This is a genomic window from Micromonospora sp. LOL_013, assembly GCF_048060315.1.
Lineage (GTDB): Bacteria > Actinomycetota > Actinomycetes > Mycobacteriales > Micromonosporaceae > Micromonospora_E.
The window spans coordinates 61,307-86,394 of the sequence record NZ_JBHMIQ010000019.1 but is presented as its reverse complement, the minus strand read 5'-3'; the positions used below and the strand labels follow the sequence as shown (position 1 = coordinate 86,394).

The 25,088-nt window shown below is 71.0% G+C and carries 27 protein-coding genes and 1 pseudogene; 14 read left to right on the top strand and 14 right to left on the bottom strand.

What is annotated here, in order from left to right:
- On the top strand, positions 1-645 hold the full coding sequence (locus ACFHWS_RS14695; RefSeq protein WP_416554879.1) for an HAD family hydrolase: 645 nt from the start codon (positions 1-3) through the stop codon (positions 643-645).
- Positions 646-660: 15 nt separating this feature from the next.
- On the opposite strand, the gene ACFHWS_RS14690 is transcribed toward ACFHWS_RS14695, so the two are convergent.
- Both ACFHWS_RS14690 and ACFHWS_RS14685 read right to left on the bottom strand, forming a co-directional pair.
- Positions 661-906, bottom strand: coding sequence for a DUF2630 family protein (locus ACFHWS_RS14690; RefSeq protein ID WP_123604777.1), 246 nt, complete (start codon positions 904-906; stop codon positions 661-663).
- Positions 907-987: 81 nt separating this feature from the next.
- Entirely contained in the window at positions 988-3,783 is a 2,796-nt protein-coding gene (locus ACFHWS_RS14685; RefSeq protein WP_416554881.1) for an aconitate hydratase, read from the bottom strand.
- Positions 3,784-3,976: 193 nt separating this feature from the next.
- Here ACFHWS_RS14685 and ACFHWS_RS14680 point away from each other — a divergent pair, with 193 nt between their 5' ends.
- The 3 genes and pseudogenes from ACFHWS_RS14680 to ACFHWS_RS14670 form a co-directional block, all read left to right on the top strand.
- Positions 3,977-4,366, top strand: a complete 390-nt coding sequence (locus ACFHWS_RS14680; protein ID WP_416568361.1) for a hypothetical protein — start codon at positions 3,977-3,979, stop codon at positions 4,364-4,366.
- A gap of 174 nt (positions 4,367-4,540) precedes the next feature.
- Positions 4,541-5,191 carry a cellulose binding domain-containing protein gene (locus ACFHWS_RS14675; RefSeq protein ID WP_416568360.1) on the top strand — a complete coding sequence of 217 codons (651 nt, stop codon included), beginning with the start codon at positions 4,541-4,543 and terminating at the stop codon, positions 5,189-5,191.
- Positions 5,192-5,425: 234 nt separating this feature from the next.
- A pseudogene (locus ACFHWS_RS14670) lies at positions 5,426-5,636 on the top strand (alpha-amylase family glycosyl hydrolase); the annotation flags it as partial.
- 49 nt (positions 5,637-5,685) lie between these two features.
- Here the strand turns inward: ACFHWS_RS14670 and ACFHWS_RS14665 are convergent.
- The gene (locus ACFHWS_RS14665; RefSeq protein WP_416568359.1) at positions 5,686-7,233 is read right to left on the bottom strand and encodes an aminopeptidase P family protein; all 1,548 of its coding nucleotides are present in this window, start codon (positions 7,231-7,233) and stop codon (positions 5,686-5,688) included.
- 67 nt (positions 7,234-7,300) lie between these two features.
- On the opposite strand from ACFHWS_RS14665, the gene asnB reads away from it, so the two are divergent.
- The gene (asnB, locus tag ACFHWS_RS14660; protein WP_416554889.1) at positions 7,301-9,304 is read left to right on the top strand and encodes an asparagine synthase (glutamine-hydrolyzing); all 2,004 of its coding nucleotides are present in this window, start codon (positions 7,301-7,303) and stop codon (positions 9,302-9,304) included.
- Positions 9,305-9,439: 135 nt separating this feature from the next.
- Here asnB and ACFHWS_RS14655 read toward each other — a convergent pair whose 3' ends face one another.
- The gene (locus tag ACFHWS_RS14655) at positions 9,440-10,546 is read right to left on the bottom strand and encodes a lytic polysaccharide monooxygenase auxiliary activity family 9 protein (RefSeq protein WP_416554891.1); all 1,107 of its coding nucleotides are present in this window, start codon (positions 10,544-10,546) and stop codon (positions 9,440-9,442) included.
- Positions 10,547-10,910: 364 nt separating this feature from the next.
- Between ACFHWS_RS14655 and ACFHWS_RS14650 the strand changes: the two genes are divergently transcribed.
- Positions 10,911-11,840 carry a carbohydrate kinase family protein gene (locus ACFHWS_RS14650; protein WP_416554893.1) on the top strand — a complete coding sequence of 310 codons (930 nt, stop codon included), beginning with the start codon at positions 10,911-10,913 and terminating at the stop codon, positions 11,838-11,840.
- Positions 11,841-11,879: 39 nt separating this feature from the next.
- Here ACFHWS_RS14650 and ACFHWS_RS14645 read toward each other — a convergent pair whose 3' ends face one another.
- A complete protein-coding gene (locus ACFHWS_RS14645) occupies positions 11,880-13,130 on the bottom strand; it encodes a globin domain-containing protein (protein ID WP_416554895.1) in 1,251 nt (416 codons plus the stop codon).
- 130 nt (positions 13,131-13,260) lie between these two features.
- Between ACFHWS_RS14645 and ACFHWS_RS14640 the strand changes: the two genes are divergently transcribed.
- Positions 13,261-13,755: an RrF2 family transcriptional regulator gene (locus tag ACFHWS_RS14640; protein WP_416554897.1), complete on the top strand. Its 495-nt coding sequence runs from the start codon at positions 13,261-13,263 to the stop codon at positions 13,753-13,755.
- Here the strand turns inward: ACFHWS_RS14640 and ACFHWS_RS14635 are convergent.
- The 4 genes from ACFHWS_RS14635 to ACFHWS_RS14620 all read right to left on the bottom strand — a co-directional run bounded on the left by ACFHWS_RS14635 (position 13,728) and on the right by ACFHWS_RS14620 (position 15,559).
- On the bottom strand, positions 13,728-14,558 hold the full coding sequence (locus tag ACFHWS_RS14635) for an MBL fold metallo-hydrolase (RefSeq protein WP_416554898.1): 831 nt from the start codon (positions 14,556-14,558) through the stop codon (positions 13,728-13,730). The two genes, ACFHWS_RS14640 and ACFHWS_RS14635, sit on opposite strands and share 28 nt — an antisense overlap.
- Positions 14,555-15,001, bottom strand: a complete 447-nt coding sequence (locus ACFHWS_RS14630; RefSeq protein WP_416555013.1) for a thioesterase family protein — start codon at positions 14,999-15,001, stop codon at positions 14,555-14,557. Before ACFHWS_RS14630 ends, ACFHWS_RS14635 begins: the two co-directional genes overlap by 4 nt.
- A gap of 20 nt (positions 15,002-15,021) precedes the next feature.
- Entirely contained in the window at positions 15,022-15,282 is a 261-nt protein-coding gene (locus ACFHWS_RS14625) for a substrate-binding domain-containing protein (RefSeq protein ID WP_416554900.1), read from the bottom strand.
- A gap of 154 nt (positions 15,283-15,436) precedes the next feature.
- Positions 15,437-15,559 (bottom strand): hypothetical protein, encoded by a 123-nt coding sequence (locus tag ACFHWS_RS14620; protein ID WP_416554902.1) that lies wholly within the window; start codon positions 15,557-15,559, stop codon positions 15,437-15,439.
- 78 nt (positions 15,560-15,637) lie between these two features.
- Here ACFHWS_RS14620 and ACFHWS_RS14615 point away from each other — a divergent pair, with 78 nt between their 5' ends.
- Together ACFHWS_RS14615 and ACFHWS_RS14610 are read left to right on the top strand one after the other, a co-directional pair.
- A complete protein-coding gene (locus ACFHWS_RS14615; RefSeq protein WP_416554904.1) occupies positions 15,638-16,063 on the top strand; it encodes a hypothetical protein in 426 nt (141 codons plus the stop codon).
- A 9-nt stretch (positions 16,064-16,072) separates the two neighbouring features.
- Positions 16,073-16,786 carry a hypothetical protein gene (locus tag ACFHWS_RS14610; protein WP_416554906.1) on the top strand — a complete coding sequence of 238 codons (714 nt, stop codon included), beginning with the start codon at positions 16,073-16,075 and terminating at the stop codon, positions 16,784-16,786.
- 86 nt (positions 16,787-16,872) lie between these two features.
- Here ACFHWS_RS14610 and ACFHWS_RS14605 read toward each other — a convergent pair whose 3' ends face one another.
- Positions 16,873-17,061, bottom strand: coding sequence for a DUF397 domain-containing protein (locus ACFHWS_RS14605; protein WP_416568358.1), 189 nt, complete (start codon positions 17,059-17,061; stop codon positions 16,873-16,875).
- The gene (locus ACFHWS_RS14600; RefSeq protein ID WP_416554910.1) at positions 17,052-17,837 is read right to left on the bottom strand and encodes a helix-turn-helix domain-containing protein; all 786 of its coding nucleotides are present in this window, start codon (positions 17,835-17,837) and stop codon (positions 17,052-17,054) included. The genes ACFHWS_RS14605 and ACFHWS_RS14600 overlap by 10 nt, the downstream gene beginning before the upstream one ends.
- Positions 17,838-18,002: 165 nt before the next feature.
- Here ACFHWS_RS14600 and ACFHWS_RS14595 point away from each other — a divergent pair, with 165 nt between their 5' ends.
- Together ACFHWS_RS14595 and ACFHWS_RS14590 are read left to right on the top strand one after the other, a co-directional pair.
- Positions 18,003-18,476: a hypothetical protein gene (locus ACFHWS_RS14595; protein WP_416568357.1), complete on the top strand. Its 474-nt coding sequence runs from the start codon at positions 18,003-18,005 to the stop codon at positions 18,474-18,476.
- A 92-nt stretch (positions 18,477-18,568) separates the two neighbouring features.
- Positions 18,569-19,342 carry an SIR2 family NAD-dependent protein deacylase gene (locus ACFHWS_RS14590; protein ID WP_416554913.1) on the top strand — a complete coding sequence of 258 codons (774 nt, stop codon included), beginning with the start codon at positions 18,569-18,571 and terminating at the stop codon, positions 19,340-19,342.
- 33 nt (positions 19,343-19,375) lie between these two features.
- Here the strand turns inward: ACFHWS_RS14590 and ACFHWS_RS14585 are convergent, their stop codons facing one another.
- From ACFHWS_RS14585 to ACFHWS_RS14575, 3 genes are read right to left on the bottom strand one after another with little or no spacing between them, the layout of a single operon-like run.
- Entirely contained in the window at positions 19,376-20,857 is a 1,482-nt protein-coding gene (locus ACFHWS_RS14585; RefSeq protein ID WP_416555015.1) for a PH domain-containing protein, read from the bottom strand.
- Between the two features lie 35 nt (positions 20,858-20,892).
- Complete coding sequence (locus tag ACFHWS_RS14580) at positions 20,893-21,414, bottom strand: PH domain-containing protein (RefSeq protein ID WP_416568356.1); 522 nt, start codon at positions 21,412-21,414, stop codon at positions 20,893-20,895.
- 18 nt (positions 21,415-21,432) lie between these two features.
- Positions 21,433-21,657 (bottom strand): hypothetical protein, encoded by a 225-nt coding sequence (locus tag ACFHWS_RS14575; protein WP_416554917.1) that lies wholly within the window; start codon positions 21,655-21,657, stop codon positions 21,433-21,435.
- Positions 21,658-21,975: 318 nt separating this feature from the next.
- On the opposite strand from ACFHWS_RS14575, the gene ACFHWS_RS14570 reads away from it, so the two are divergent.
- The 3 genes from ACFHWS_RS14570 to ACFHWS_RS14560 are packed head-to-tail and all read left to right on the top strand — an operon-like array spanning position 21,976 to position 25,024.
- A complete protein-coding gene (locus ACFHWS_RS14570; protein WP_416554919.1) occupies positions 21,976-23,115 on the top strand; it encodes an AAA family ATPase in 1,140 nt (379 codons plus the stop codon).
- Positions 23,094-24,077: a DUF58 domain-containing protein gene (locus ACFHWS_RS14565; RefSeq protein ID WP_416555017.1), complete on the top strand. Its 984-nt coding sequence runs from the start codon at positions 23,094-23,096 to the stop codon at positions 24,075-24,077. Before ACFHWS_RS14570 ends, ACFHWS_RS14565 begins: the two co-directional genes overlap by 22 nt.
- Positions 24,074-25,024 carry a VWA domain-containing protein gene (locus ACFHWS_RS14560; protein ID WP_416554921.1) on the top strand — a complete coding sequence of 317 codons (951 nt, stop codon included), beginning with the start codon at positions 24,074-24,076 and terminating at the stop codon, positions 25,022-25,024. The genes ACFHWS_RS14565 and ACFHWS_RS14560 overlap by 4 nt, the downstream gene beginning before the upstream one ends.
- Positions 25,025-25,088 lie beyond the last annotated feature (64 nt).

Here is a 25,088-nt window from a genome sequence, read left to right as displayed (position 1 = left end):
GTGCCACTCCTGCTCCTGGATCTGGACAACACCCTGCTCGACCGGGCCGGGGCGTTTCGCGTGTGGGGTCAGGAATTCCTGGACTCGGTCGGTGCCCCACGGGACGACATCGACTGGTTGGTCTCCGTCGATGCCGACGGGCTGACCGACCGGTGGGATCTGGCCGACGCGCTCCGGGAACGGTATCGACTCCGGTCGTCGTCGGTCGACCTGGTCGAGGAGTTGCATGACGGCGTCGTGCGGCACACCCGGCTGGATCCGCTGGTCGCCTGTTCGTTGGCGATCGCCCGGGACGCCGGCTGGGTGCCGGTGATAGTCACCAACGGGGCGGCCCGCCAGCAGGAGGCGAAGATCCGCCGGACCGGCCTGGACCGGTACGTGGCCGACTGGGTGATATCGGAGGCCGCCGGGGTCAGCAAACCCAACCCGAGGATCTTCGCACTCGCTGCGCAGAGCGTCCGGATGCGGCTACGCGGCGCCTGGATGGTGGGTGACAGCCCGGAGGCCGACATCGGCGGGGCCGCCGCGACCGGCCTGCCCAGCGTCTGGCTGCACCGGGGCCGCAACTGGCTGGACGATCGGTACGCGCCGACCCGGGAGGCGTCCGGCGTGATCCCGGCCGTGGCTGCGGTGCTGGCCGGCTGACCGAGGATCCCGCCACTACTGCAGGTAGCCCTCCACCTCGCCGGTGGGCCGTGGCTGGACGGCGTCTGGATCGCCGCCGACGTCCCGGGCAGCCCGGCGGCGACGCAGCAGGTCCCAGCACTGGTCGAGCGCCTCTTCCAGCGCACCCAGTCGGGCGTGCTCCTCGTCCGCGGAGAGCTGCCCGGCGGCGAACCTGCCACGCAGCTCGTGCTCCTCGTCGACCAGTTCCTGAATTCGGGCCAGCAAGGTCCTGTCGTCCATGGCTCCGAGCTTGGCACAACACGGCGGTGGGCGGTGACCGGACCGGTCACCACCCACCGCCGCCGTTCATCCGTGACCGGGTCAGCCGGCCAGCATCTTGCGTAGCACGAACTGCAGGATGCCGCCGTGCCGGTAGTAGTCGGCCTCGCCCGGGGTGTCGATCCGGACCACGGCCTCGAACTCGACACCGGTGTCGGTGCGCACGGTCACCGTACGCGGAGTGGTGCCGTCGTTGAGCGCGGTCACCCCGACGATGTCGATCGTCTCGGTGCCGGTGAGCCCGAGGGAGGCGGCGTCCTGCCCGGCCGGGTACTGCAACGGCAGCACCCCCATGCCGATCAGGTTGGAGCGGTGGATCCGCTCGTAGGACTCGGCGATGACGGCCCGTACGCCGAGCAGCATGGTGCCCTTGGCCGCCCAGTCCCGCGACGAACCGGAGCCGTACTCCTTGCCGGCCAGCACCACCAGCGGTACGCCGGCCTGCGCATACCCCACCGAAGCGTCGTAGATGCTGGTCTGCTCACCGGTCAGATGGTTCACGGTGAACCCGCCCTCGACGCCCGGCACCAACTGGTTGCGCAGCCGGATGTTGGCGAAGGTGCCACGGATCATCACCTCGTGGTTGCCGCGCCGGGACCCGTACGAGTTGAACTCGTGCCGGGGGACGCCGTGTCCGCTGAGATAGCGCCCGGCGGGGGAGTCCGGCTTGATCGCCCCGGCCGGCGAGATGTGGTCGGTGGTCACCGAGTCGCCGAGCTTGGCCAGCACCCGGGCGCCGGCGATGTCGGTCACCGGCCGCGGCGTCGGCGCCATGCCCTCGAAGTACGGGGGCTTACGGACGTAGGTCGACTCGTCTGCCCAGGTGAACGTGTCGCCGGTCGGGGTGGGCAGTGACTGCCACCGCTCGTCGCCAGCGAACACGTCGGCGTACGCCGCACCGAAGCCGGCGGCACCGATCGCACTGGCCCGTACCTGTTCGATCTCGGCGTTGCTGGGCCAGATGTCGCGCAGGAACACCGGCTGGCCGTCGGACCCGGTGCCCAGCGGCTCGTTGGCCAGGTCGATGTCCATCGTGCCGGCGAGGGCGTACGCGACCACCAGCGGCGGTGAGGCCAGGTAGTTCATCTTGACGTCCGGGTTGATCCGGCCCTCGAAGTTGCGGTTGCCGGACAGCACCGACACCACGGTCAGGTCGTGTTCGTTGACAGCGGCGGAGATCTCCTCGGGCAGCGGGCCGGAGTTGCCGATGCAGGTGGTGCAGCCGTAGCCGACCAGGTGGAAGCCGAGCTTCTCCAGGTACGGTGTGAGGCCGGCCCGCTCGTAGTAGTCCATGACGACCTTGGAGCCCGGTGCCAGGGTGGTCTTCACCCACGGCTTGCGGGTCAGGCCTCGGTCGACGGCGTTGCGGGCCAGCAGCGCGGCACCGAGCATCACCTGAGGGTTGGAGGTGTTGGTGCAGGAGGTGATCGCCGCGATCACCACGGCCCCGTGGTCCAGTTCGAACCGGGCGCCGTCAGCGCCGGTCACCTGAACCGGCTTGCTGGCCCGCCCACCGGCACCGACCGAGGCGCTGAGCAGCTCGTGCGGCTTGTCGGCCGGGTCGTCGGCGCCGTCGCTGGCCGGCGGGTCGCTGGCCGGGAAGGACTCGACGCTGGCCTCGTCGGCCGGGCCGGCCACGGACGGAGTGTGGTCGTCGGCGACGTAGTCGGTCAGCGCCGAGCGGAACATGGTCTTGGCGCTGCCCAGCGGCACCCGGTCCTGCGGGCGCTTCGGCCCGGCCAGCGACGGCTCGATGGTCGACAGGTCGAGCTCGAGCCGCTCCGAGTAGTGCGGTTCGGCGGCCGGGTCGTGCCACAGGCCCTGTTCCTTGGCGTACGCCTCGACCAGCGCGACCTGGGCGTCGTCGCGACCGGTGAGCCGCAGGTAGTTGATGGTCTCCGCGTCGATCGGGAAGATCGCGACGGTGGAGCCGTACTCGGGCGACATGTTGCCGATGGTGGCCCGGTTGGCCAACGGTACGGCGCTGACACCAGGTCCGTAGAACTCGACGAACTTACCGACCACGCCGTGCTGGCGCAGCATCTCGGTGATGGTGAGCACCAGGTCGGTGGCGGTGGTGCCGGCGGGTGCCTCGCCGGACAGCTTGAACCCGACGACCCGGGGGATCAGCATGCTGACCGGTTGGCCGAGCATGGCGGCTTCCGCCTCGATGCCGCCGACGCCCCAGCCCACGACGCCCAGCCCGTTGACCATCGTGGTGTGCGAGTCGGTGCCGACGACGGTGTCCGGGTAGGCCTGCCCGTTGCGTTCCATGATCGTCCGGGCCAGGTACTCGATGTTGACCTGGTGCACAATGCCGGTGCCGGGCGGGACGACCTTGAACTCGTTGAACGCGGTCTGCCCCCAGCGCAGGAACTGGTAGCGCTCCTTGTTGCGGCCGTACTCCAGCTCGACGTTGCGGGCGAAGGCGTCCTCGCGGCCGAACAGGTCGGCGATGACCGAGTGGTCGATGACCAGTTCGGCCGGCGCGAGCGGGTTGACCTTGGTCGGGTCGCCGCCGAGTTCGCGGACGGCCTCCCGCATGGTGGCCAGGTCGACCACGCACGGCACACCGGTGAAGTCCTGCATGAGGACCCGGGCCGGGGTGAACTGAATCTCGACGCTCGGCTCGGCGGTCGGGTCCCAGGAGCCGAGTGCCCGGATCTGCTCGGCGGTGACGTTGGCCCCGTCCTCGGTGCGGAGCAGGTTCTCCAGCAGGATCTTCAGGCTGTACGGCAGGCGTTCGTGACCCGCCACTGTGTTGATCTTGAAAATCTCGTAGCTCGCGTCGGCGACGCGCAGCTGGCTCTTCGCACCGAAGGTGTCGAGGCTCGCCACGTCGGACTCCTTACCGCTGTGTCCCTGGTCGTCCTGGCAGTCTTTCGTACGGATTACCGCGGCGTTGGGGTGAGGTAACACTTACCCGGAGCGCGGCTCGCAACAAAACCGTACGTCCGTCTTGCTATTGTCGCAACCCGGTGTCAGCTCCCGGGACGGTTTGTCGACCGGGCCCACCGGGCACTGCGGTCTCGTGGACACCTCGACTGACCTCGACACGCTCGCCGGCTTCTTCGACCGGTACGGCGCGGCGATCACCGCCGGCGACGTGCCCGGTATCGCGGACTGCTTCGCGTCGCCGGCGATGGTCGTCGCCGATGCCTACAGCTTCGCGTTCTCCTCGCCAGCGGCAGTGGCACTGTCCTTCGTCGGCGCCGCGCCCGACTACGCCCAACGGCGGATCGTCGCGTCGCACGCCCGCTTCCACCAAATCCAGCAGGTGGGCATGACGTTGGTGGCGGTCGAGGTGGAGTGGGAGTACCTCGACGCCGACGGTCGGTCGGTGCCCGGTCAGCGATTCCACTATCTGTTGCGGCTTGGTCGCAACGCGGTGCGTATCTGTACTGTTACCCCACTCGACTAAGTAGTCAGTAACTGGGCCTTTTGCACTGCGGGTCGGAATCGCTACTCTTCCGCGGGACACCGGTGCGAAAAGGGGGCCAACGTGGACGGCAGGCACGCCGCGCGCATCGCCTGGACCCCCTCCACCGTGATCGCCCTGGCGCCGTGGGTAGTTGTCCTGAGTGGACTCGCTGTCATGGTGGTCATCTTGCTGGTGGCCGCCGGTTGCGTACCCATGCAGACCCGGGCGATCGGTGAGCCACCGCCGACCGTGGTCCCCGAGCCTGAACCGCGGGTCGCCGCGAGCCCGCCGGCGGTGAACACCGGCGGCCAGCTTGTCGCCGCCGCCCCGCCGCCGTCCGGCGAGGCGGTCCTGCGACCCGCACCCTCCTCGTCAGCTCCCTCCTCGCCGGCGCCATCCACTCCGGCCGCCATGCCGCCGTCGCCGTCCGGCCCGATCCACGAGCCGTCGCACGCCACCACATCCGCCCCGCCCCGCACCCCGGCGCCGCCCGTCGATCCCGACGTGGTCGGCCGCTACAGCGTGCTACAGCAGTTCGGCGACGGCTTCATCGCCGAGGTGCTGGTGGTGAACACCTCGGGACGCGATCGTGACTGGACCGTCACCATCCGGTTTCCGGACAACGTCGGCCAGCTGTACACGGCCTGGGTCGAAGGCGCGCCGCAGGCGACCATGCGCCGGTCCGGCCGGGAGTACGTCTTCACCAGCTCGGTACCGGTCGGGGCCCGGTCGTCCGTGCCGCTGCGGTTCCACTTCGAACGCCACGGCCGCGGCGCCACCCCGCAGCGGTGCCTAACCAACGGCGCGCCCTGCGACCTGGACTGACCGCGCCGCAATGCCGACCCGCCGCTGATCCACCGCCGCGCCACCTGAACTGCCGTCCGTCGACGGGCCGGTGCGGTCCGCCCGTCGCCACGCCTGCAAGATACTGCAGAATCTTGCAGCAAGGGTTAGCGTGCGCTCATCGTCAACGCAAGGCTGTCGACGGAAGCCGCACCCGTGCGTCCCGCCTGGCGCCGTACGCTCTCGCCGCCGCCTTGGCCGGCGTCCCGGTGCCGGCTGCCCGACCGGTTCGCCAACGGCGAGCCGGGCACGGGCTGACCGGCGACCGGCTCGTCACCGGTCACGACCCCACCGACAAGGTTTCTACCAGGGCGGCGACCTACCGGGTGTGATCGACGACCTGAACTGCATCCAGGGCCTGGGCACCACCGCCATCTGGCTCGCCCCGGTCTTCGTCAACCGACCGGTGCAGGGATCGGCACCGGATCAGGCCGACGACGGACGGGGCAGCCGAGCGTCAGTGCAGTCGAGCGTCGTCAGGGCAGCCGGGGGCCGGCGTCGCGCTGCGCCGCCAGCCATGCCTCGACCTCGTCGGCCTGCCGGGGCAGCCCGGCCGACAGGTTCACCGCCCCGGCGGCGGTGACCAGCACGTCGTCCTCGATCCGGATGCCGACGCCGCGCAGCTCCTCGGGCACCAGCTCGTCCTCCGGCTGGAAGTACAGGCCGGGCTCGACGGTCAGCACGTACCCCTCGCCGAGCTCGCCGTCGCGGTAGCGTTTCTTACGGGCGTACGAGCAGTCGTGCACGTCGATGCCGAGCATGTGGCCGAAGCCGTGCAGCGTCCATCGACGGTAGACGGTCGACTCCTTCTCCATCGCCTCGTCCACGCTGACCGGCAGCACGCCCAGCTCGGCCAGGCCTTCGGCGAGCACCCGCATGCAGGTCTGGTGCACGTCGCTGAACTTCACCCCCGGCTTGATGTAGTCCATGCCGGCCTGCTGCGCGGCGTACACGATGTCGTAGACCTGCCGCTGCAGGGCGGTGAACCGGCCGGACACCGGCAGGGTCCGGGTCACGTCGGCGGTGTAGAGATGGTGCCCCTCCACGCCCATGTCCATCAGCAGCAGTTCACCCGGACGGGTGACGCCGTCGTTGCGGACCCAGTGCAGGATCGTCGCGTGCGCGCCCGCGCCGACGATCGAACCGTAACCGACGTCGTTGCCGTCGTGCCGGGCCCGCAGCGCGAAGATCCCCTCCAGCAGCCGTTCGGCGACCGGCCGGTCGGCCGGCAGCACCCGGGCCACGTCCTCGAAGCCGCGGACCGTCGCGTCGATCGCCGCCTGCAGCTGGGCGACCTCCCACTCGTCCTTGACCAGCTTCGCCTCGGCGATCGCCGTGGCCAGCTCACGGTCGCGGGCCCCGGCGTCGTCGCCGCTGTCGTACGGCAGCACCGCCGCGTCCACCCGGGGGTCGAAGCCGCGCAGCACCCGGGTCCGGGCCGGCGCGCACCCGGCCAACGCCTGCGGCAGCTCACTCAGCGGTGCCGTGCGCAGACCCAGCTCGGTCGACTTCTCCGCCAGGGTGCGCCGCCGGCCCACCCACAACTCGCCGTCGCGGCTGCGGAAGAACTCGTCGTTGTCCCGCGACGACCGCTGCCGGGTGTAGAGCACCGCGTCGTGCCCGTCCCCGGTCGGGTGCAGCACCAGCACGCTGTCCGGATCGTGGTCACCGGTCAGGTAGACGAAGTCGCTGCCCGGCCGGAACGGGTAGTCGGTGTCGTTGGCCCGGGTCTTCTCGGTGCCGGTGGGCACCACCAGGGTCTCGCTGGGGAAGGCGTCGGCGAGGGCGGCGCGGCGGCGGGCGTGGTTCGGCGCCTCGGTACGCGGGGCGAGCGGCAACGTGTCGTCGCGCCAGCCGGTGCGCATGAACTCCAGGAGCTTCTCCGGGAAGTCCGGGTCGTGCGACTCGGTGCGCGGCTGCTCGGCGACGACCTCGGCGGTCGTCCCGGTGCCTTCGGCGGTCGTCTCGGTGCCGGTGGCTCCGGCCCGGTCCGGTGCCGTGCCCTCGGTCTGATCTTGTGTCATTGCGTCCTCCCCACGGTTGGGCGTACTCGACGGTACCGCGTGACCGGCACGTGAAAAGATGTCTGCCATGTGCGGACTCCTGGCCTTTTTCAGCGCCCGCGGCGACGCCGGCGCACACCGCGACGCGATCGCCCACGCGTTGGAATGCCTGCACCACCGTGGCCCGGACGAGACCGGCGTGGAGGTGATCGGCGACCCGACCGGCCGGTGGGCGGACGCGGTGTTCGCGCACAAGCGGCTGGCCATCATCGACGTGGCGTCCAGCCAGGAGCCGCTCGCCTACGCCGACGGCCGCTACCTGCTCACCTTCAACGGCGAGATCTACAACTACATCGAGCTGCGGGACCAACTGGTCCGGGAGTTCGGCGCGCAGTTCGTCACCGCCGGTGACGGTGAAGTGATCGTCGCCGGGTACCACTACTGGGGCGAGAAGGTGCTGCACAAGCTGCGCGGCATGTTCGCCTTCGTGATCTGGGACCGGCAGCGGCGTCGGGCGTTCGGTGCCCGGGACTACTTCGGCATCAAGCCGCTGCACTACCTGCAGACCCCGGACGGCATCTACCTGGCCTCGGAGAAGAAGGCGCTGCTGCCGTTCTCCGCCGCCGCGGGCGCCGGCGACGCCGGGGTGGACACCGCGAATCTGTCGCACTACCTGACCCTGCAGTACGTGCCGGAGCCGCGCACCCTGCACTCCGGGATCAGCCGGATCGGCTCCGGGGAGTGTCTGACCTGGTCGCCCCCGGCGCTGGACCCGACGACCGGCGGTCCGGCGCCAGATCCGGCCGGCGGGGTGCAGGTCCGCCGCTGGTACCAGCCGATCTTCCGGCCGGCGCCGACGCCGGACCCGCAGCGGCTCTACGACGAGATCCGCGAAACGCTGCGGGAGAGCGTACGCATGCACATGCGGGCCGATGTGCCGGTCGGAGCGTTCCTGTCCAGCGGCATCGACTCGACAGCGGTGGTGGCGCTGGCCCGCGAGTTCAACCCGAACATCCTGACCTTCACCGTCGGGTACGACGTGTCGGGCTACTCGGAGATCGAGGTGGCCCAGGACTCGGCCCGGCACCTGAACGTGACCACCATCCCGACGAAGATCGGGCCGCAGGACATGATGGAGGCTTTGCCGCGCATCGTCTGGCACCTGGACGACCCGGTGGCCGACCCGGCGCTGGTGCCGCTGTACTTCGTGGCGCAGAAGGCCGCCGAACACGTGACTGTGGTGCTCTCCGGCGAAGGCGCGGACGAGTTCTTCGGCGGCTACACCATCTACCGGGAGCCGTTGTCGCTGGGCGCGGTGCACGGACTGCCGGATCCGATGCAGAAGGGGCTGCGCGCCGTCTCGAAGGTGATCCCGCAGGGGGTCAAGGGCAAGAGTTTCCTGGAGCGGGGCACCACCCCGATCGAGGAGCGTTACTACGGCAACGCGCGGATGTTCACCGAGGAGGAGAAGCGGCACCTGCTGCGCCGCTACGACCCGTCGGTGCGCTACACCGACGTGACCGCGCCGATCTACGCCGAGTGCGCCGAGCTCGACGACGTCACCAAGATGCAGTACGTCGACCTGTACACCTGGCTGCGCGGCGACATCCTGGTCAAGGCGGACCGGATCTCGATGGCGCACTCGCTGGAGGTGCGGGTGCCGTTCCTGGACAAGCAGGTCTTCGACGTAGCCGCGAAGATCCCGGTAGAGCTGCGGTTGCCGCCCCGTTCCGATGCCACCAAGTACGCGATGCGCCAGGCCCTGCAGGGCGTGGTGCCGCCAGCCATCGTGAACCGGCGCAAGCTCGGTTTCCCGACCCCGACCCGGGTGTGGCTGCGCGGCGAGATGTACGAGTGGGCCCGGCACATCTTCGCCACCTCTGGCGCCGGTGACCTGCTCGACCTGTCGTACGCGATGCGGCTGCTCGACGAGCACAAGCGTGAGGAGGCCGACCACTCCCGCAAGGTGTGGACGGTGCTGGTGTTCTGCATCTGGCACGCGATCTTCGTGGAGCGTTCGCTCGACCCCGGCATCCGGCGCAACCAGTCGGCGCTGCTCACCAAGCCGGTGGTCGGGTCGATGGTGGCCTGACCCACTGCGGTCCGCGTCGCCGGGACTACCGAGTCACGCGTCGACTCGACCTGCGCGGCCACGCGCCGACGGGCCCGGCAGCGTTTCGCGCTGCCGGGCCCGGCCAGGTGGGAATCTGCCGTGTGTGGCGGTGGATCAGCTCGCGGAGCAGGCCGTCGACGGTGTGCCGGGGCTGCCGTTGGCGACGAAGCCGAATGTGGTCGACCCGTTCGGCGACAGCGACCCGTTCCAGGTCGCGTTGCGGACGGTGACACTCGATCCGCTCACCGTGTGGGTGCCGCTCCACAGGCTGTTGATGGTGACCCCGCTGTCGAAGTTCAGGGTCGTGGTCCATCCGCCGATGCTCGCGGAACTGTTGTTGGTGACGGTCACCTCACCCTGGAATCCACCGGACCAGGAGCTGGTGGTCTGGTAGGTTGCCGAGCAGCCACCGGTGGGCGGGTTGATGGTCGGCGGCGCGGTGGTCGGGGGCGCGGTGGTCGGCGGGGCCGTGGTGGGCGGCGGAGCGGTGGTCGGCGGCGGGGTCGGGTTCGGGTTGCCCCCAATCCCGGTGACCTCACCGTTGCCACCGTCGAACGTGACGTCCGAACAGCCGAAGAAGTTCTCCTGGCTGTCCGAGCGGACCCACCGCGAGTAGATGATGTGCCGGCCGCTCTTGTTGCTGGGCAGGTTGCCGCTGAAGTAGTAGTGGCCGTCATTGGTGCCGACCGCGCCGCGCTGCGGCGGGTTGGTCACCGTCAGGAACGGCGTCGCTTCCAGGTCGCTCCAGGCCAGCGCCCGGTTCGGGCTCCAGCTGTCCTTGGTCACGTAGAAGTAGAACGTGCCAGGGTGGTGGGCCCAGTTGCTGTACTTGAACTCCATCCGGGCACCGGCGGTCAGGTGGGTCAGCGGCCAGTCGTTGCGGGCCAGGTTGTAGCCGGAGAAGCCGGAGTTGCCACCGCTGCACAGCTGTCCGTCGGGGATAAAGCCGGTGGTGCGGCCACCCGCGTCGGAGCGCAGCACGCTGAACCAGTTGTACAGCGAGTTGGCCCCGCTCTGGGCGACGGCGGCCGAGCAGGCCGGGTTCTGCGGGATGATCTGGCCGGTCTGCGACAGACCGTCGACCCAGCAGAGGTAGGTGCGGCTGCCCGGTGCCATGGCGGCACCGTGCGCGGAAGCCGCGTTGGGGGTCACCACCGTGAGCAGGCCGGCGGTGAGCGCGGAAGCGGCGGCAACTACCGCCACTCTGCGTAGAGCTTTCACCGAGACTCCTTCGTGAACCGGTCCACGGCGCGGGACAAACCCGGGCCGGCGGACAGGGCGATGGGTTCCGACATGGCGGAACGTCAGGAAAAATGAGGAGGAACGGCGACTGGCCAGCCGTGCCGCGGACGCGGTTGACCGACGTGCCGTCCGATGGACGTCTAGCGCGCTCGCGCAGCTCCCGGCGAGTCCAAGGGACAGCGAGTTGCCCCCACGCTGTCCCGGTAATCGATATCCCACCATACATCGATCGGAAGTGCAATAGTCGCTGCTCGATGTGCTTGCGGGTGCGGGGTGGCGACCGGCACCAGGGCACCGACCTGGCAAACTTCGGAGCGGCGCAACTGCAGGTGGGAGGAGATCCATGCGGTACGCGGTGGTGCTCGGCGAGGCACTGATCGACCTGCTCGACGGCGAATGCGCCGGCCAGCCGGTCTACCGCCAGGTGATCGGCGGGGCACCGCTGAACGTCGCGGTCGGCGTCGCCCGGCTCGGCGGCGCGGTCGAGTTCGCCGGGACCCTCGGCGACGATCCGCTCGCCGACCGGATCCGCGACTTCCTGCGTACCGCCGGGGTCGGCGACCGGGGCTTGGTCACCGTGCCCGCGCCCACCACCCTTGCGGTGGCCACCTTCACCGGCGCCGAGCCGAACTTCCGCTTCTACGGTGACCCGCCCTCGTATGGACTGCTCGAACCGGCCAGCCTCGACGGGAAACTGGTCGGCGACGCCGCTGTGCTCTACTGCGGCTCCATCGCGCTGCTGTGCGAGCCGACCCTGGCCGCCGCCCGGCAGGCCTGGACGGGTGCCAGCGGGCTTCGGGTCTTCGACCCCAACGTCCGGCCCCGACTGCTGCCCGACGCCGAGTCGCTGTCCGCGTACCGGCAGGTCGTCGCCGGCTTCGCGGCAACCGCCGACCTGGTCAAGCTGAGCGCCGCCGACGCCGAGGTGCTCTACGACGGCGCCGATCCGGTGACCGCCGCCGCGCTGCTGCACGATCTTGGCGCGGGCGCGGTGGTGGTCACCCGGGGCGCGGCCGGCGCCCTGGTCAGCGCCGGCCGCGAGGTGCTGACCGTGGCCGCCCCGAGGGTGGCCGCGGTCGACGCCACCGGCGCCGGTGACTCGGTGATGGCCGCCCTGATCGCCGAACTGCTCGACGCCGGGTTGCCGGCCGACGCGGCCGGCTGGGCGGCCCGGGTCGGGTTCGCCTTGCAGGTGGCGGGGCTGGTGTGCGAGTCACCGGGCGGCGCGGTGTCGATGCCGACCCGGTCAGCCGTCGCCGAACGCTTCGACTGATCACCGGCGTCACGGCCCAAACCGCCGGTGCTCAGCCGGTCAGCCGCTGAGCATGCCCGGACCGAACACCTCGTACGCGATCCGGTCCACCGGCAGGCCTCGGTCGCGCAGCCCGCTGCGGACCTGCGCCATGAACGGCACCGGCCCGCACAGGTGCGCCCAGGCTCCCGGCGTGAGCGGGATCAGCGCCGGATCCACCCGCCCGGCGTGGAGGGTCGCCTTCAGCCCGACACTCTCGCCGTCGGTGGCGTCCTCGTACCACAGGTGCACCGACAGGTTGGGCAGCCGCTGCTGGAGCTCCGGCAACTCGTGGCGCAGCGGGTGCGCGGTCGCCGACCGGTCGGCGTGCACCAGCACCACCTCGCGGGCCGGCGCGACCGTGCTCAGCTGGGCGAGGGCCGCCATCGCCGGGGTGACGCCGATTCCGGCACTGACCAGCAGCAGCGGCGCGCCGGTGTCGCCAATCGAGCTGACCTCGCCGAACGCCGGGCTCAGCCGCAGGACGTCACCGACGGCGGTCCGGTCGTGCAGTTGGCTGGAGACCGTCCCGTCCGGTGCCGGCGACCCGGCTGACCCACCCGCCGCGCCGGCCCCGCCCCGGAGCCGTTTGACGGTGATCCGCCAGGTGACGGCACCGGGCCGACCGGACAGACTGTACTGACGGATCTGCTGTCCCTGTCCGCCTCCCAGATCGACCGCGACCGAGACGTACTGACCGGGCGTGAAGGTGGGTGCCGCGTCGCCGTCGGCCGGGGCCAGGATCAGCGACACGACGTCGGCGGTCTCCGGAACCTTCTCGACGACCCGCCACGGCCGCCAGCCGGCACCGGCCCGTAAGGGAAGGCCGGCGACGGTGTACAGCCGGGCCTCCCGGGCGATCAGCTCGCAGGCCAGCAACCAGTAGACCTCGTCCCACGCCGCCGCGACCTCGGGCGTCACGGCATCGCCGAGCACCTCGGCGACGGCGGCGAGCAGATGCCGTCCGACGATCGGATACTGGGTGGCGGTGATGCCGAGCGAGGCGTGCTTGTGCGCGATCCGGTCCAGAATCGGCGCCCAGGGCAGCGTGCTGCGCCCGGTCAGGTGCTCGGCGTAGGCGACCACTGCGGTGGCCAGCGCCGCCTGCTGGCGGCCGGTCGCCTGGTTACCCCGGTTGAACAGATCCAGCAGCTCCGGATGGGCGGCGAACATCCGCTGGTAGAACCGGCTGGTGATGGCCTCGCCGTGGGCCTGCACGGCGGGCAGGGTCGCGGTCACCACCGCTGCTGAGGACTCCGAGAGCACAATCACTCCTTTGGGGATTGGACGGGTACGACGTCACTAAACAGGAATCTGTGACTCCTCTTTAGGGCCATTGGTCCCGAGCCCGTTCACACCGCGCCGGGCCTGCCGGTCTGCCGTGGCTGATTAGGGTCGGGACGTGAAGCTCAACCGGTCCACGGACATGGCGTTACGGGTCGCCATGTTCGCCGCCGCATCCCGCACCCGTACCACGGTGGACGACCTGGCCGCCCGGCTCGCCCTGCCGCGCAGCCACGTCGCCAAGGTCGTGCAACGGTTGCAGCGGCTCGGCGTTCTGGTCACCGTGCGGGGCCGGGCAGGCGGCACCGCGTTCGCCCCAGCCGCCGCCGAGATGACCGTGGCCCAGGTGGTAAGGGCATTCGAAGGCGACGGTGAGGTCGTCTCCTGCGAACAGCCGGCCTGCCCGCTGCGCGCCGGCTGCCGGTTGCGGGTCGAGCTGCGCCGGGCCCGCGCGGCTTTCCTCACCGCGCTCGACGAGATCCGTCTCGGTGACCTGGTCGACGTCGACGCCGGTCCACTGCCCATACTCCTCAGCATCGGCCCCGGGCCAGCGTCGCCAGCCCTCGACGGCCGAGCCGAGGGCGGTCAGGCCCGGTTGGACAGTTCGGCGTAGCCGCGGACGATCGCGGTGCCCGCCGCCCGCGGCCCGAACGGTGCCCGTGCGGCGACCCGTGCCGGCGGCGCGCCGTCGGCGTGTCCGTCGCGGATCAGCCACTCCAACGCCACCAGCTCGGCGTGCTGGGCCCGGACGAAGTCGACACCGACGCAGGCGCCGTGGCCCGGCACCACGACACTGACCGGGCCGAGCCGCCGCAGCACCGCCGCGAGGGTGTCCGGCCACTCCAGCGGGTACGCGTCGTCGAACGACGGTGGGGCACCCTGCTCGACCAGGTCACCGGCGACCAGCAGGTCCGCGTCCGGGATGTGCACCACCAGGTCGCCGATGGTGTGCCCGCGCCCGGGATGCCACAGCTCGACCGCCCGGCCGCCCAGGTCGAGCGTCGCGGCGCGGGTCACCGTACGGTCCGGTGGGTGAACCACCGCGTGGCTGAGCTGCTCGGCCAGCCGCGGATCGTGGCCGATCATTTCGCGGTACGCCTCGTCGCGGACCACCTCGACCGGGCGGGCCAGCAGCCGGACCGCCTCCTGATGGGCCCACACCGGCGCGGGCGGATCCCCGGCGGCCACCTGGTTGCCGAAGCAGTGGTCGAAGTGGTGATGGGTGTTCACCACCGACCACGGTAGGTGGGTGATCCGTCGGGCCGCCTCGACCAGCTCGGCGGCCTCGGCCGGCGTAGCGCCGGTGTCGACGAGCACGGCGGCGGCCGCGCCGACGACCAGCGTCGAGTTGACGTCGAGCCGGGTCCGGCGCAGCACGTACACCCGGTCGCCGACCTCGACGAACCGGGCGCTCATCCGGAGACTGCCCGCTCACCGGTGGGGTCGTCGCCGACGCGTGGTGCCGGCGTGCGGTCAAAGGCCCGCTCGACGAACCGGTGCCGGTCGACCAGAGCCCGCTCGATGCGGCCCTGCGCGACGGTCGTACTCCCCTCGAACACCACCACCTCGAAGACCAGCCGCCGCCCGTCGACCTCGGTCAGCCGGGCCATCGCGGCCACCGTACGGCCGACCGGGGTCGCCGCCCGGTGGTCCAGCTCGACCCGGGTGCCGACGGTGGTCATGCCGGGTGGCAGCCCGGTGGCGGTGGCGGCGACCGTCGCCGCCTCGGCCAGCGCGAGCAGCCGCGGCGTACCGAGGACCGGTACGTCGCCCGAGCCGACCGTCTGGGCGGTGTCGGAATCGGTCACGGTCAGCTCGACCCGGGCGGTGGCACCCGGGCGGAAACTGTTTTCCGGCATGTGTCCCATGACCAATCAGCCTAGGTGCTCGACCTGCGTCGAACCACGAAAGCCGGACCGCGCGCCGGCCGCGTCCGGGTCACCGCTGCCGTCCGGGCCGTCCCCGGCGGTGCTCTGCCGGACCGCCAGTGTGAACGGGTCTGCACGTCGTACGGCGGCCGGAGCGGACGCCCTTCGATCCGGTCGACGAGCCGTCGGACCGCCAGCCGGGCGACCGCCGCCTTGTCCGGGGAGATACTGGTCAGGCTCGGGTTGGCGTACCGTCCCTCCTCGACGACCACCACATCTCCCCAGCACGGTCAGGCGGGTTCGCACAACTTGCACGGGTGGACCACCGCGCTTGGCCGTTCGAACACATCGAACGCACCACCGCCGTCACGGTCGCGTAGGGCAGCGCTCTGCGGACCGGGCGCTGGGCCTGGTGGGACGAGACGTTCACGATGGCCCCGCTACGCCCTGCGTCAGGAAGTGGTTGACCGCGACGTGGCAGCCGGCGACCGCCAAGGCCAGGTTGGTGGAGATCACGTCCAGGATTCGGGCCGCCGACGCGTCACTCATACCCGCGTCAGCGAGGACCGCAGCGTTGTTGACCCAACCGAGCAGCGGACCGGCGGACTCGGCGGTGGCCGCCGCCCGTTGCGCCGTCTGACCCCCGTCGACGAGGCGTTCTGCAATCGCGCGACCGATTCCCCGGGCGCCTCCGGTGACCATTTCCGATGGATCTTCGGTGCGACCGTCGCCGGGCAACTCGCCGATCGGTTCGTCTACCTCGCGCTGCCGCTGGTGGCGATCCTCTGGCTGGACGCGGACGAGTTCGAGGTCGGCGTGCTGACCGCGATGACCACGGCCGGGTCGCTGCTGATCGGGCTGCCGGCGGGTGCGTGGGTCGACCGGTGGCGCAAGCGCCCGGTGATGGTCAACACGGATTTGCTCCGGGCCGCGCTGCTGATGACGCTACCGCTGGCCTGGTGGGCCGATGCGCTGTCGATCTGGCTGCTGTACGCGATTGCTCTCGGCCACGGACTGCTGACCGTACTGTTCGAGGTCGGATATACAAGCTAGGTCCCTACGTTGGTCGGTCGTGACCACCTGGTCGAGGCGAACAGCAGGATCGCTGCGGCCCGTTCCGCCGTCAGCATCAGCGGCCCCGGTCTGGCGGGTCCCCCGGTCGGCTGGCTCGGTGCACCGCTCACGCTGATCGTGAGCGCCGCCGGGATGCTGTTGTCCGCGCTCGGCACGCTGCGAATCCGTACCGTCGAGGTGGTGCGGCCGGAAGCAACCGATCTGGATCTGAGTACGTCTGGCATCGGCTCGGTGCTCTCGGCGATGGCCTGCGGTGGGTTCGTCGGCGCGTTGCTGGCCGGCCGGCTGATCGCCAGGATCGGCCCGGGTCCGGCGATCTGGTTGGCACCACTGTGCACCGCACCGGCCGCTGCGCTGCTGCCGGCCACCGCAACCGGCGTACCCCGCTGGCTCACCGTGGCCGGGTTGGCCCTGCTGTCCTTCGGTGGCGTGGTCCGGCTGATCGCACAGGCCGGCCTGCAACAGCGGGTAACCCCGGACCGGCTACTCGGGCGGATGAGCGGCGCCACGGTCCGGTTCGTCCAGTGGGGCAGCATGCCGGTCGCGGCGCTGCTCGGCGGTGCGCTCGGCGGCCTGTTCGGGGCGTCCGCCGTACTGTGGATCGGCACGGCCGGGATGACCGCCGCCTTCCTGCCGGCCCTGCTGTCGCCGCTGCGGGCGACGGACCAGCTGCCGGAGAACGAGAGCACCGCAGCCCAATAGGTCGACCCAGCCTCGGCTCCAACCGTGAGAGCGGAGCCGAAGGCTGGGTTGTCCGGCCTACGGCCGACTTGGCGCTGTCCGATGGCTCAGGGCTTCAGGGCGGCGGCCGTCGACACGAAGGACTGCCACGCGGTCGGTCCGAAGGCCAGCATCGCGCCGTCGCGGTCCTTGGTGTCCCGTACGAGGACGCGCCCGGCGACGTTGTCGGCCACCTCGACGCAGGCCCCTGTGTCGGACTTGGTGCTCTTACGCCAACGAGGCTTGGTCAGGTCCATGTCTCTCCCGCCTTCGTGATCAGTTCGAGCGACTGCGCGCAGGGTAGAGCGTACTGCCGGATCGACTCCCAGTCGCTCTCCAGGCTCGCGGTGCGGTCGGGCGACTCCACCACCCGGCCTTCCTGGTGGCCTTCGAGGAAGCCAACTGTGCGACCCTCAACCGAGGCTAGGACGATCGGGCCGTACATCCCGACATACGCCGGGGTGGCCAGTGGCACCACGTGGATCTGTACATTCGGTCGATCGCCCACCTCCGTCAGTGCTTTGAGCTGCTCGCGCATCACTTCCGGCCCGCCGGAGGTGCGGCGGATCGCCATTTCGTCGAGTATCACGACCAGGCGGCAGGGGCTGGTGGTTCGGGTGATGATCTCTTGCCGGTCCAGCCGTGCCGCGAGCGTCTGTTCGACGTCCTCGGCCGGGACGTTCATCGCCGGTAGGAGAGCGCGTGCGTACGCCTCGGTTTGCAGCAGTCCGGGGATCAGCGTCGGATGGTAGATCCGCAGCAGGGTCGCCCGACCTTCGTACTCGACGAACGGTCGGTACCACACGGGTGTCCAGTCGCCCCGGACGAACTCCCGATAGAACCTGACCAGCGCGGTGCCGAACACCTTGTCGCCGGCCTTCAGGTAGTCCGGCAGCGCGGGTCGCTCGCCGCGCTCGATGGCACCCACGTGTTTCGCCGAGAAGTGGATTCGGTCGGCCCACGCATCCTGGGTCAGCCCGAACGACTCGCGCAGCCGGCGTAGCTCCGATATCAGATAATCGTTCCCAGCCATAGACCTTCACATCTCTCAAATCACTCGAACTTGTTGATCTCTTGCTGGCCTGGACAGCACGTACATTCCCTGTGTCTAACGCCTTTTTTCATTGAGCATCGTCAGCGATCCAGGGTGGAACTCAGCAAAAAGATACACGCTGTTCGTAATCAATCCGAGGGGGTAATGATGATCAGAAACGACGGGATCGGTGGGACGCCGAGGCTGGCCCGCTACACCTCGATCGGCGTGCCGCGGAACGTCGATCCGACACCGAACCGGCCGCCGCTGCCGAAGCGCAACCCGGGGGAGACAGATCCGGACCAGGACGACCGTTTCCAGCTCGCCGGGGGACGCGGCGTCGCGCCAACTCCCGCTGGCGTCCTGGACGACCCGGCGCGAGGCGGCGACCCTACCTGGTCACCGGGGCTGGCCCGAGTCGTCCATGATGCGAACTCCACCGCCCGGACCCACATCCCGAACCGCACCACCGGGGAGTGTCACCGGTGCGGCGGCATCCCGGCACCGTGTCGACCGTTCCTGCAGGCACTCGCCATTCTGAACCGGTGGGACGCGAGCTCCGCCCGGCGCATCCGGGCTGTGCTGCACCTGTCCGGGCTGATGCCGGCCGGCGAGCCGGACGACGACGGTGACGGGTGACCCGGCGATCGGCACCTGCGGTGGACGCGGCTCGCCCTCGCCCGCAGGGATCGCGGCGGCCGACGCCGCGAACGGCGGTTACCGTCGGGGACATGTCCGACCGATCGAGCGCGACACCTGCCGACGAGGTGGTGCAGTGGCTGGCCGCAGCCCGGGACATCCTGGTGCTGACCGGAGCCGGCATCTCCACCGACTCCGGGATACCCGACTTCCGGGGCCCCAACGGCGTCTGGACCCGGGACCCGGAGGCGGCCAAGCTGTTCACCCTCGACGCGTACGTCGCCGACCCGGCGGTGCGGCGGCGGTCCTGGATCGGCCGCCGGGACCATCCGGCCTGGTCTGCACAGCCGAACGGCGGCCACGCGAGCCTGGTGGAGTTGGAGCGGTCCGGCCGGCTCGCCGCGATCGTCACCCAGAACATCGACGGCCTGCACCAACGCGCCGGCAACAGCCCGGACAAGGTGATCGAGATCCACGGCACCATGTCCGAGGTCGAGTGCCTGAGCTGCGACGACCGGACCGGCATGGACGAGGCGCTGGCCCGGGTGGCCGCCGGTGAGGACGACCCGGACTGCCGCTTGTGCGGCGGCATCCTGAAGGCGGCGACGATCTCGTTCGGCCAGTCGCTGCACGGGCCTACCCTGCGCCGGGCGGTGCGTGCCGCCGAACGCTGCGACCTGCTGCTCGCCGTCGGGACGTCGCTGACCGTGCAGCCGGCCGCCGGGCTGGTGGAGATCGCTGCCGAAGCCGGCACCCGGGTGGTGATCGTCAACGCGGCGGCGACGCCGTACGACCCGATCGCCGACGCGGTGCTGCGCGAACCCATCGGTACGGTGCTGCCCGCACTCGTCCGGCAGCTGATCTAGAAGGATTTGGCCGGTATATCGACCACAATTCTTCTAGATCGACGGCGGTGGCTCGACCGGTGCGGCTGGCTCAGCCGACGGCCGAGGCTCAGCCGGCGTGCTACGGGCGGCGCGGGCCCGGTCGCTCAGCTCCGCCGCCAGCCACCATGCCTCGGCCACGTCCCGGTCCTTGGCGGCGGCGCTCGGCCCACCGGCGGTGTCGGCGTACACGGTGGCCAACCCGAGCAGCCGCTGCAACGGCCCGCGCACCACCCGTATGCTCTGCATCCGCGCGTACGGCACGACCAGCATCTGCCGGGTCAGCAGCCCGCCGCGGACGTTGAACACGTCGTCGGCAAGCCCGGCACCGAGCTTCGGCTGCACCAGCGGGTTGAGCCAGCGGGCACGGCGCGGCGGCGGCGTCATCGGCAGCGCGTCGAGCGCGATGCCGGGCAGCACGTCGGCGAGGATGTGGTTGGCGGTGGACAGTACGCCGACCGGCAGCAACTGGTCGGACTGGGTGCCGCCGCCCTGCCCGTCCGGTGCGGCGTAGCCGGCGACGTGCAGCCGCATCCGCAGCCACTTCTTTCCCCGCCACAGCAGTGGCCAGGTCGCCCCGATCGCCTGAATCCGGTGCAGCGGTACGGTCTGCGACCGGGTCTCGGTCAGCCCGTGCCGGACCCGCAGACCCACCTCGTCGCGGGCCAGCCGGAAGTTCCAGTCGCTGAGCACCCGCCGGATCGGCTGCAGGATCACCCCGGCGGTGGCGGTCAGGGTGCTGGCGACCGCCACGAACGACCAGGTGGCGTCCATCGCGAACTGGGCGATCACGAACGCGACACCGAACGGCAGGAACATGGTCTGCGGGGTGAGCAGCTGGCTGATCAGCAGGTCCCGGTTGACCACGGTGTGCAGCAGCCGGCCGGGTGGCGGCGCCGATGGGTCGGGCAGGCCGGCCGGGGCGCCGTCCGGCGGCGGTGCCGTCCCGCCGGGGGCTGTCGCGTCCGGTGCCGGCCCGGCGCGGCCGGCGCGGCCGGCGCGGCCGGCGAGCGCCAGCAGCCGGGCCCGCAGCGCGGCGGCGTCGGCGACGGTCAGGTACGCCAGCGGCGCCTCGGTCTGGCCGCCGCCGACCACTTCGAGCCGCAGCTCGGCCAGACCGGTCAGCTGGGCGAGCAGTGGCCGGACCACTTCGACGGCCTGCAGCCGCTCCAGCGGGATGGCACGGGTCCGCCGCCACAGCAGACCTTCGTGAATTCGCAGCTCACGGCCGACCACGTGGTAGCCGGTGTTGTACCAGCTGATCACCGCCACCGCCAGGTAGCCGAGCAGGCACAGCACGACCAGCAGCGCGAAGCGGCCGAAACCGACCCGGCCGAGCGTCTGCCAGGACAGGCCGGCGATGATCACCACGAGCGCCCTGCTGCCCTTGAGGATCGGGCTCAGCGGATGCAGCCGCTGGCGGGGCTCCTCGACCGGGCCGGGCGGCGGGTACGGCGGGTACGGCTGGCCGGGCAGCGGGTAGGCCTGGCCGGGCAGCGGGTGCGGCGGCAGGACCGGTTCGTGCGGCTGGCTCACAGACCCTCCGCCCGGATCTCGCCGAGCGCGGTGAGCCGGTCCCGTAGCCGGGACGCCTCGGCGGGCCGCAGCCCGGGCACCCGGGCGTCGCTGGCTGCCGCGGCCGTATGCAACTGCACGGTCGCCAGGTCGAAGGCCCGCTCCAGCGGGCCGGCGGAGACGTCGACGAACTGCATCCGGGCGTACGGGACGATCGACATCCGGCGGACCAGCAGCCCGTGCCGCACCAGCAGGTCGTCGTCGCGTTCGGCGTACCCCCAGGCGTAGACGGCCCGTACCGTCGCCACCACCCGCAGCACGGTGAGCAGCACGGCGGCGGCGAAGCCGACGCCGACGAACCAGAAGCCGGTGATCGCCCAGCCGATGCCGAGCCCGACGAGCAGGAAACTCATCCCGATGGCGAGCCGGATCAGCTCCACCCAGACCAGGTCACGGGAGACAGGCTGCCACTGCACCGTCTCCGGCCAGGGCTCCAACGGGCTGATCGGGGCTGCGGGTGCGGCGGACTGTTCGGTCACCCTTACGAGCGTAGGCGATCAGCCAAGCGGTGCCACGTCGCGGAGAAATCCGCGTACGTGCAGGAAGTCGCCGAGCCGGTCCCGGTGGTCGGCGCAGGCCAGCCAGGTTTTGCGGCGTTCGGGCTGGTGCAGCCGGGGATTGTTCCAGTTGAGCGCCCAGATCGCCGGGGCACGGCAGCCCTTGGCGGAGCAGGTCAACTGCTCGCCCGGTGCGGTGTCGGCGGAATCGGGGGGTGCGGCCACGGTACGAGTCTAGGTCGGTACCAGGCGAGGCGGCGCTAGGCAGGAAGGCGCCAGACGAGGCTGGGAGCAGGCCGGGAAGGCACCAGGACAGGGGCGGCACGCACCTGAAGGAGTGAGCGCCGGGCGGCCACGGGGGAAGCCGCCCGGCGACGGCTGAATCGTACACACGCCGATCCCCCTCGTGTCTACCCACCGGGCGGTGCTTTCTCAGCCCCTGCCCGCCGGTTCGGACCGGCGTGCGACGCTTAGTGCGGCACGACCTTTTCGACCCGACGACGCCAGAACCCTGACGACGCCAGAGCACGCTGTGGAGGACCGGTGGCCCAGCCGACCACGCCCGAATCGTCGACACCGACCGCTGCGCCGCCGTCGCCCCCCGAGGCGACACCGGCCATCGACGCGACCCTGCTCGAGCGGGCGATGTTCGAGGTCAAACGGGTCATCGTCGGTCAGGACCGGATGGTTGAGCGAATGTTCGTCGCGCTGCTCGCCCGAGGTCACTGCCTACTCGAAGGCGTCCCGGGGGTGGCGAAGACGCTCGCCGTGGAGACCCTGGCCACCGTCGTCGGTGGTTCGTTCGCCCGGATCCAGTTCACCCCCGACCTGGTCCCCGCCGACCTGGTCGGCACCCGGATCTACCGGCAGTCCAGCGAGAAGTTCGACATCGAGCTCGGGCCGGTGTTCGTCAACTTCCTGCTCGCCGACGAGATCAACCGCGCGCCGGCAAAGGTGCAGTCGGCGCTGCTCGAGGTGATGAGCGAGCGGCAGGTGTCGCTGGGCGGGCAGACGCACCCGGTACCGGATCCGTTTCTGGTGATGGCCACCCAGAACCCGATTGAGCAGGAGGGCGTCTACCCGCTGCCGGAGGCCCAGCGCGACCGGTTCCTGATGAAGATCGTGGTGGGCTATCCGACCGACGCGGAGGAGCGGGAGATCGTCTACCGGATGGGGGTGGAGGCGCCGCAGCCGAGCGTCGTCTTCAAGCCCACCGACCTGGTCGACCTGCAGCGCAAGGCGGACAAGGTGTTCGTGCACAACGCCCTGGTCGACTACACCGTACGCCTGGTGCTGGCCACCCGGGCGCCGGCCGAGCACGGCATGCCGGACGTCGCGCAGCTGATCCAGTACGGAGCCAGCCCGCGTGCCTCGCTGGGCATCGTACGGGCCAGCCGGGCATTGGCGCTGCTGCGCGGGCGCGACTACGCGTTGCCGCAGGACGTGCAGGACATCGCCCCGGACATCCTGCGTCACCGGCTGGTGCTCAGCTACGACGCGCTCGCCGACGACGTGCCCGCCGACCACGTCGTCGGGCGGATCATGCAGATGGTGCCGCTGCCGTCGGTCGCTCCCCGGCAGAACGCGACGCCGCAGCCGGTGGGACCGATGGGACATGCCGCGCCGGCCGCCGCGGTGCCCGGCCCGCCCGGTGGCGCCGGCTGGCCCGGGCAGTCGCAGTGACCGCTGCGGTGCCGAGCTCGGGCCGGGCGGAGGCGGTGCTGTCCCGGCTCTACCTGACCGTCACCCGCAAGCTCGACGGCCTGCTGCAGGGCGACTACGTGGGGCTGCTGCCCGGTCCGGGCAGCGAGGCCGGTGAGTCGACCGAGTACCGGCCCGGTGACGACGTACGCCGGATGGACTGGCCGGTGACGGCCCGGACCACCGTGCCGCACGTTCGGCGTACCGTCGCCGACCGGGAGCTGGAAGCCTGGGTGGCGGTGGACCTGTCGGCCAGCCTGGACTTCGGCACCGCCCGGTGCCTCAAACGGGACCTGGCCGTCTCGGCGGCGGCGGCGATGGTGCACCTGACCGCGCGGGGCGGCAACCGGGTCGGCGCGGTGATCGGCACCGGTGATCCGGCGCTCGGCGGCGTCCTCACCCGGCTGCCGGCGCGGACCGGCCGTAAGGAGGCGCACGGGCTGCTGCGGGCGATCGCCGGCACCCAGTCCCGACCCGGCCGCAGCGACCTCGGTGCCCTGATCGACATGCTGAACCGGCCGCCGCGTCGCCGCGGTGTCGCCGTGGTGATCTCCGATTTCCTGGCCCCGCCGCAGCAGTGGGGCCGGCCGGTCCGCAAACTCGCCGTCCGGCACGACGTCCTCGCCGTCGAGGTGGTCGATCCGCGTGAGCTGGAGCTGCCCGACGCCGGCGTGCTGACCCTGGCCGACCCGGAGACCGGCACGCTGCACGAGGTGCAGACCGCAGATCCCCGGCTGCGCCGGCGGTACGCCGAGGCGGCCGGGGCCCAGCGGGCGGCGATCGCGCAGACTCTGCGCGGTGCCGGCGCGGCCCACCTGCGGCTGCGGACCGACTCGGACTGGCTGCTGGACATCGTCCGGTTCGTCGCCGGGCAGCGGCACGCCCGTACCCGTGGCATCGCCCGCCCGGCCCCCACCCCGCGCCCGGAAAGCGAAGCTCGATGATCCGTTTCCTGCAGCCCTGGTGGCTGCTCGCCCTGCTGCCGGTTCTGGCGATCGCCGGGATGTACGTGTGGCGTCAGTTCCGCCGCAAGGCGTACGCGGTCCGGTTCACCAACGTGGACCTGCTGCGTACGCTGGCTCCGCGTGGTCTGGGCTGGCGCCGTCACCTGGCCGCCGGGGCGTTCCTGCTCAGCCTGCTGGTGCTGGCGTCGGCGCTGGCCCGGCCGTCGATCGACACCGAGGAGTCGCTGGAGCGGGCCACCGTCATGCTCGCCATCGACGTGTCGCTGTCGATGGAGGCCGACGATGTGACTCCCAGCCGGATAGAGGCGGCCCAGCAGGCGGCGAAGGAGTTCGTCGCTGAGCTGCCGGAGGGCTACAACATCGGGCTGGTCGCGTTTGCCAAGTCGGCGAACGTGCTGGTCTCGCCGACCAAGGACCGGGCTGCGGTGTCCCAGGCGATCGACGGTCTGGTGCTGGCCGAGGCCACCGCCACCGGCGAGGCGGTGTTCACCTCGTTGGAGGCGATCCGGCTGGTGCCGACCGACGGCGCGCAGGGTCCGCCGCCGGCCCGGATCGTGCTGCTGTCGGACGGCTACCGCACCTCGGGCCGGTCGGTCGAGGAGGCCGCTGCGTCGGCGTCGGCGGCCAACGTACCGGTGTCGACGATCGCATTCGGCACCGACGACGGCCAGGTGCAGATCGGCAACCAGGTGCAGCGGGTGCCGGTGGACCGGTTCGCGCTGGCCGAGCTGGCCGAGGCGACCAACGGCTACTTCTACGAGGCGGCGTCGGTGGGCGAGCTCAACCAGGTGTACGAGGACATGGGATCGTCGATCGGTCAGCGGACCGTGCCGCGGGAGATAACCCAGTGGTACGCAGCCCTGGCGTTGCTGCTGGCGCTGGGTGCCGCCGTGCTGAGTCTGCTGTGGACCTCACGCTTGCCGTGACCGAACGACCAGCGGCACCGCGTCTCACCGGGCGCCGCTGGCCAGTACGAAGATGACGGCGATC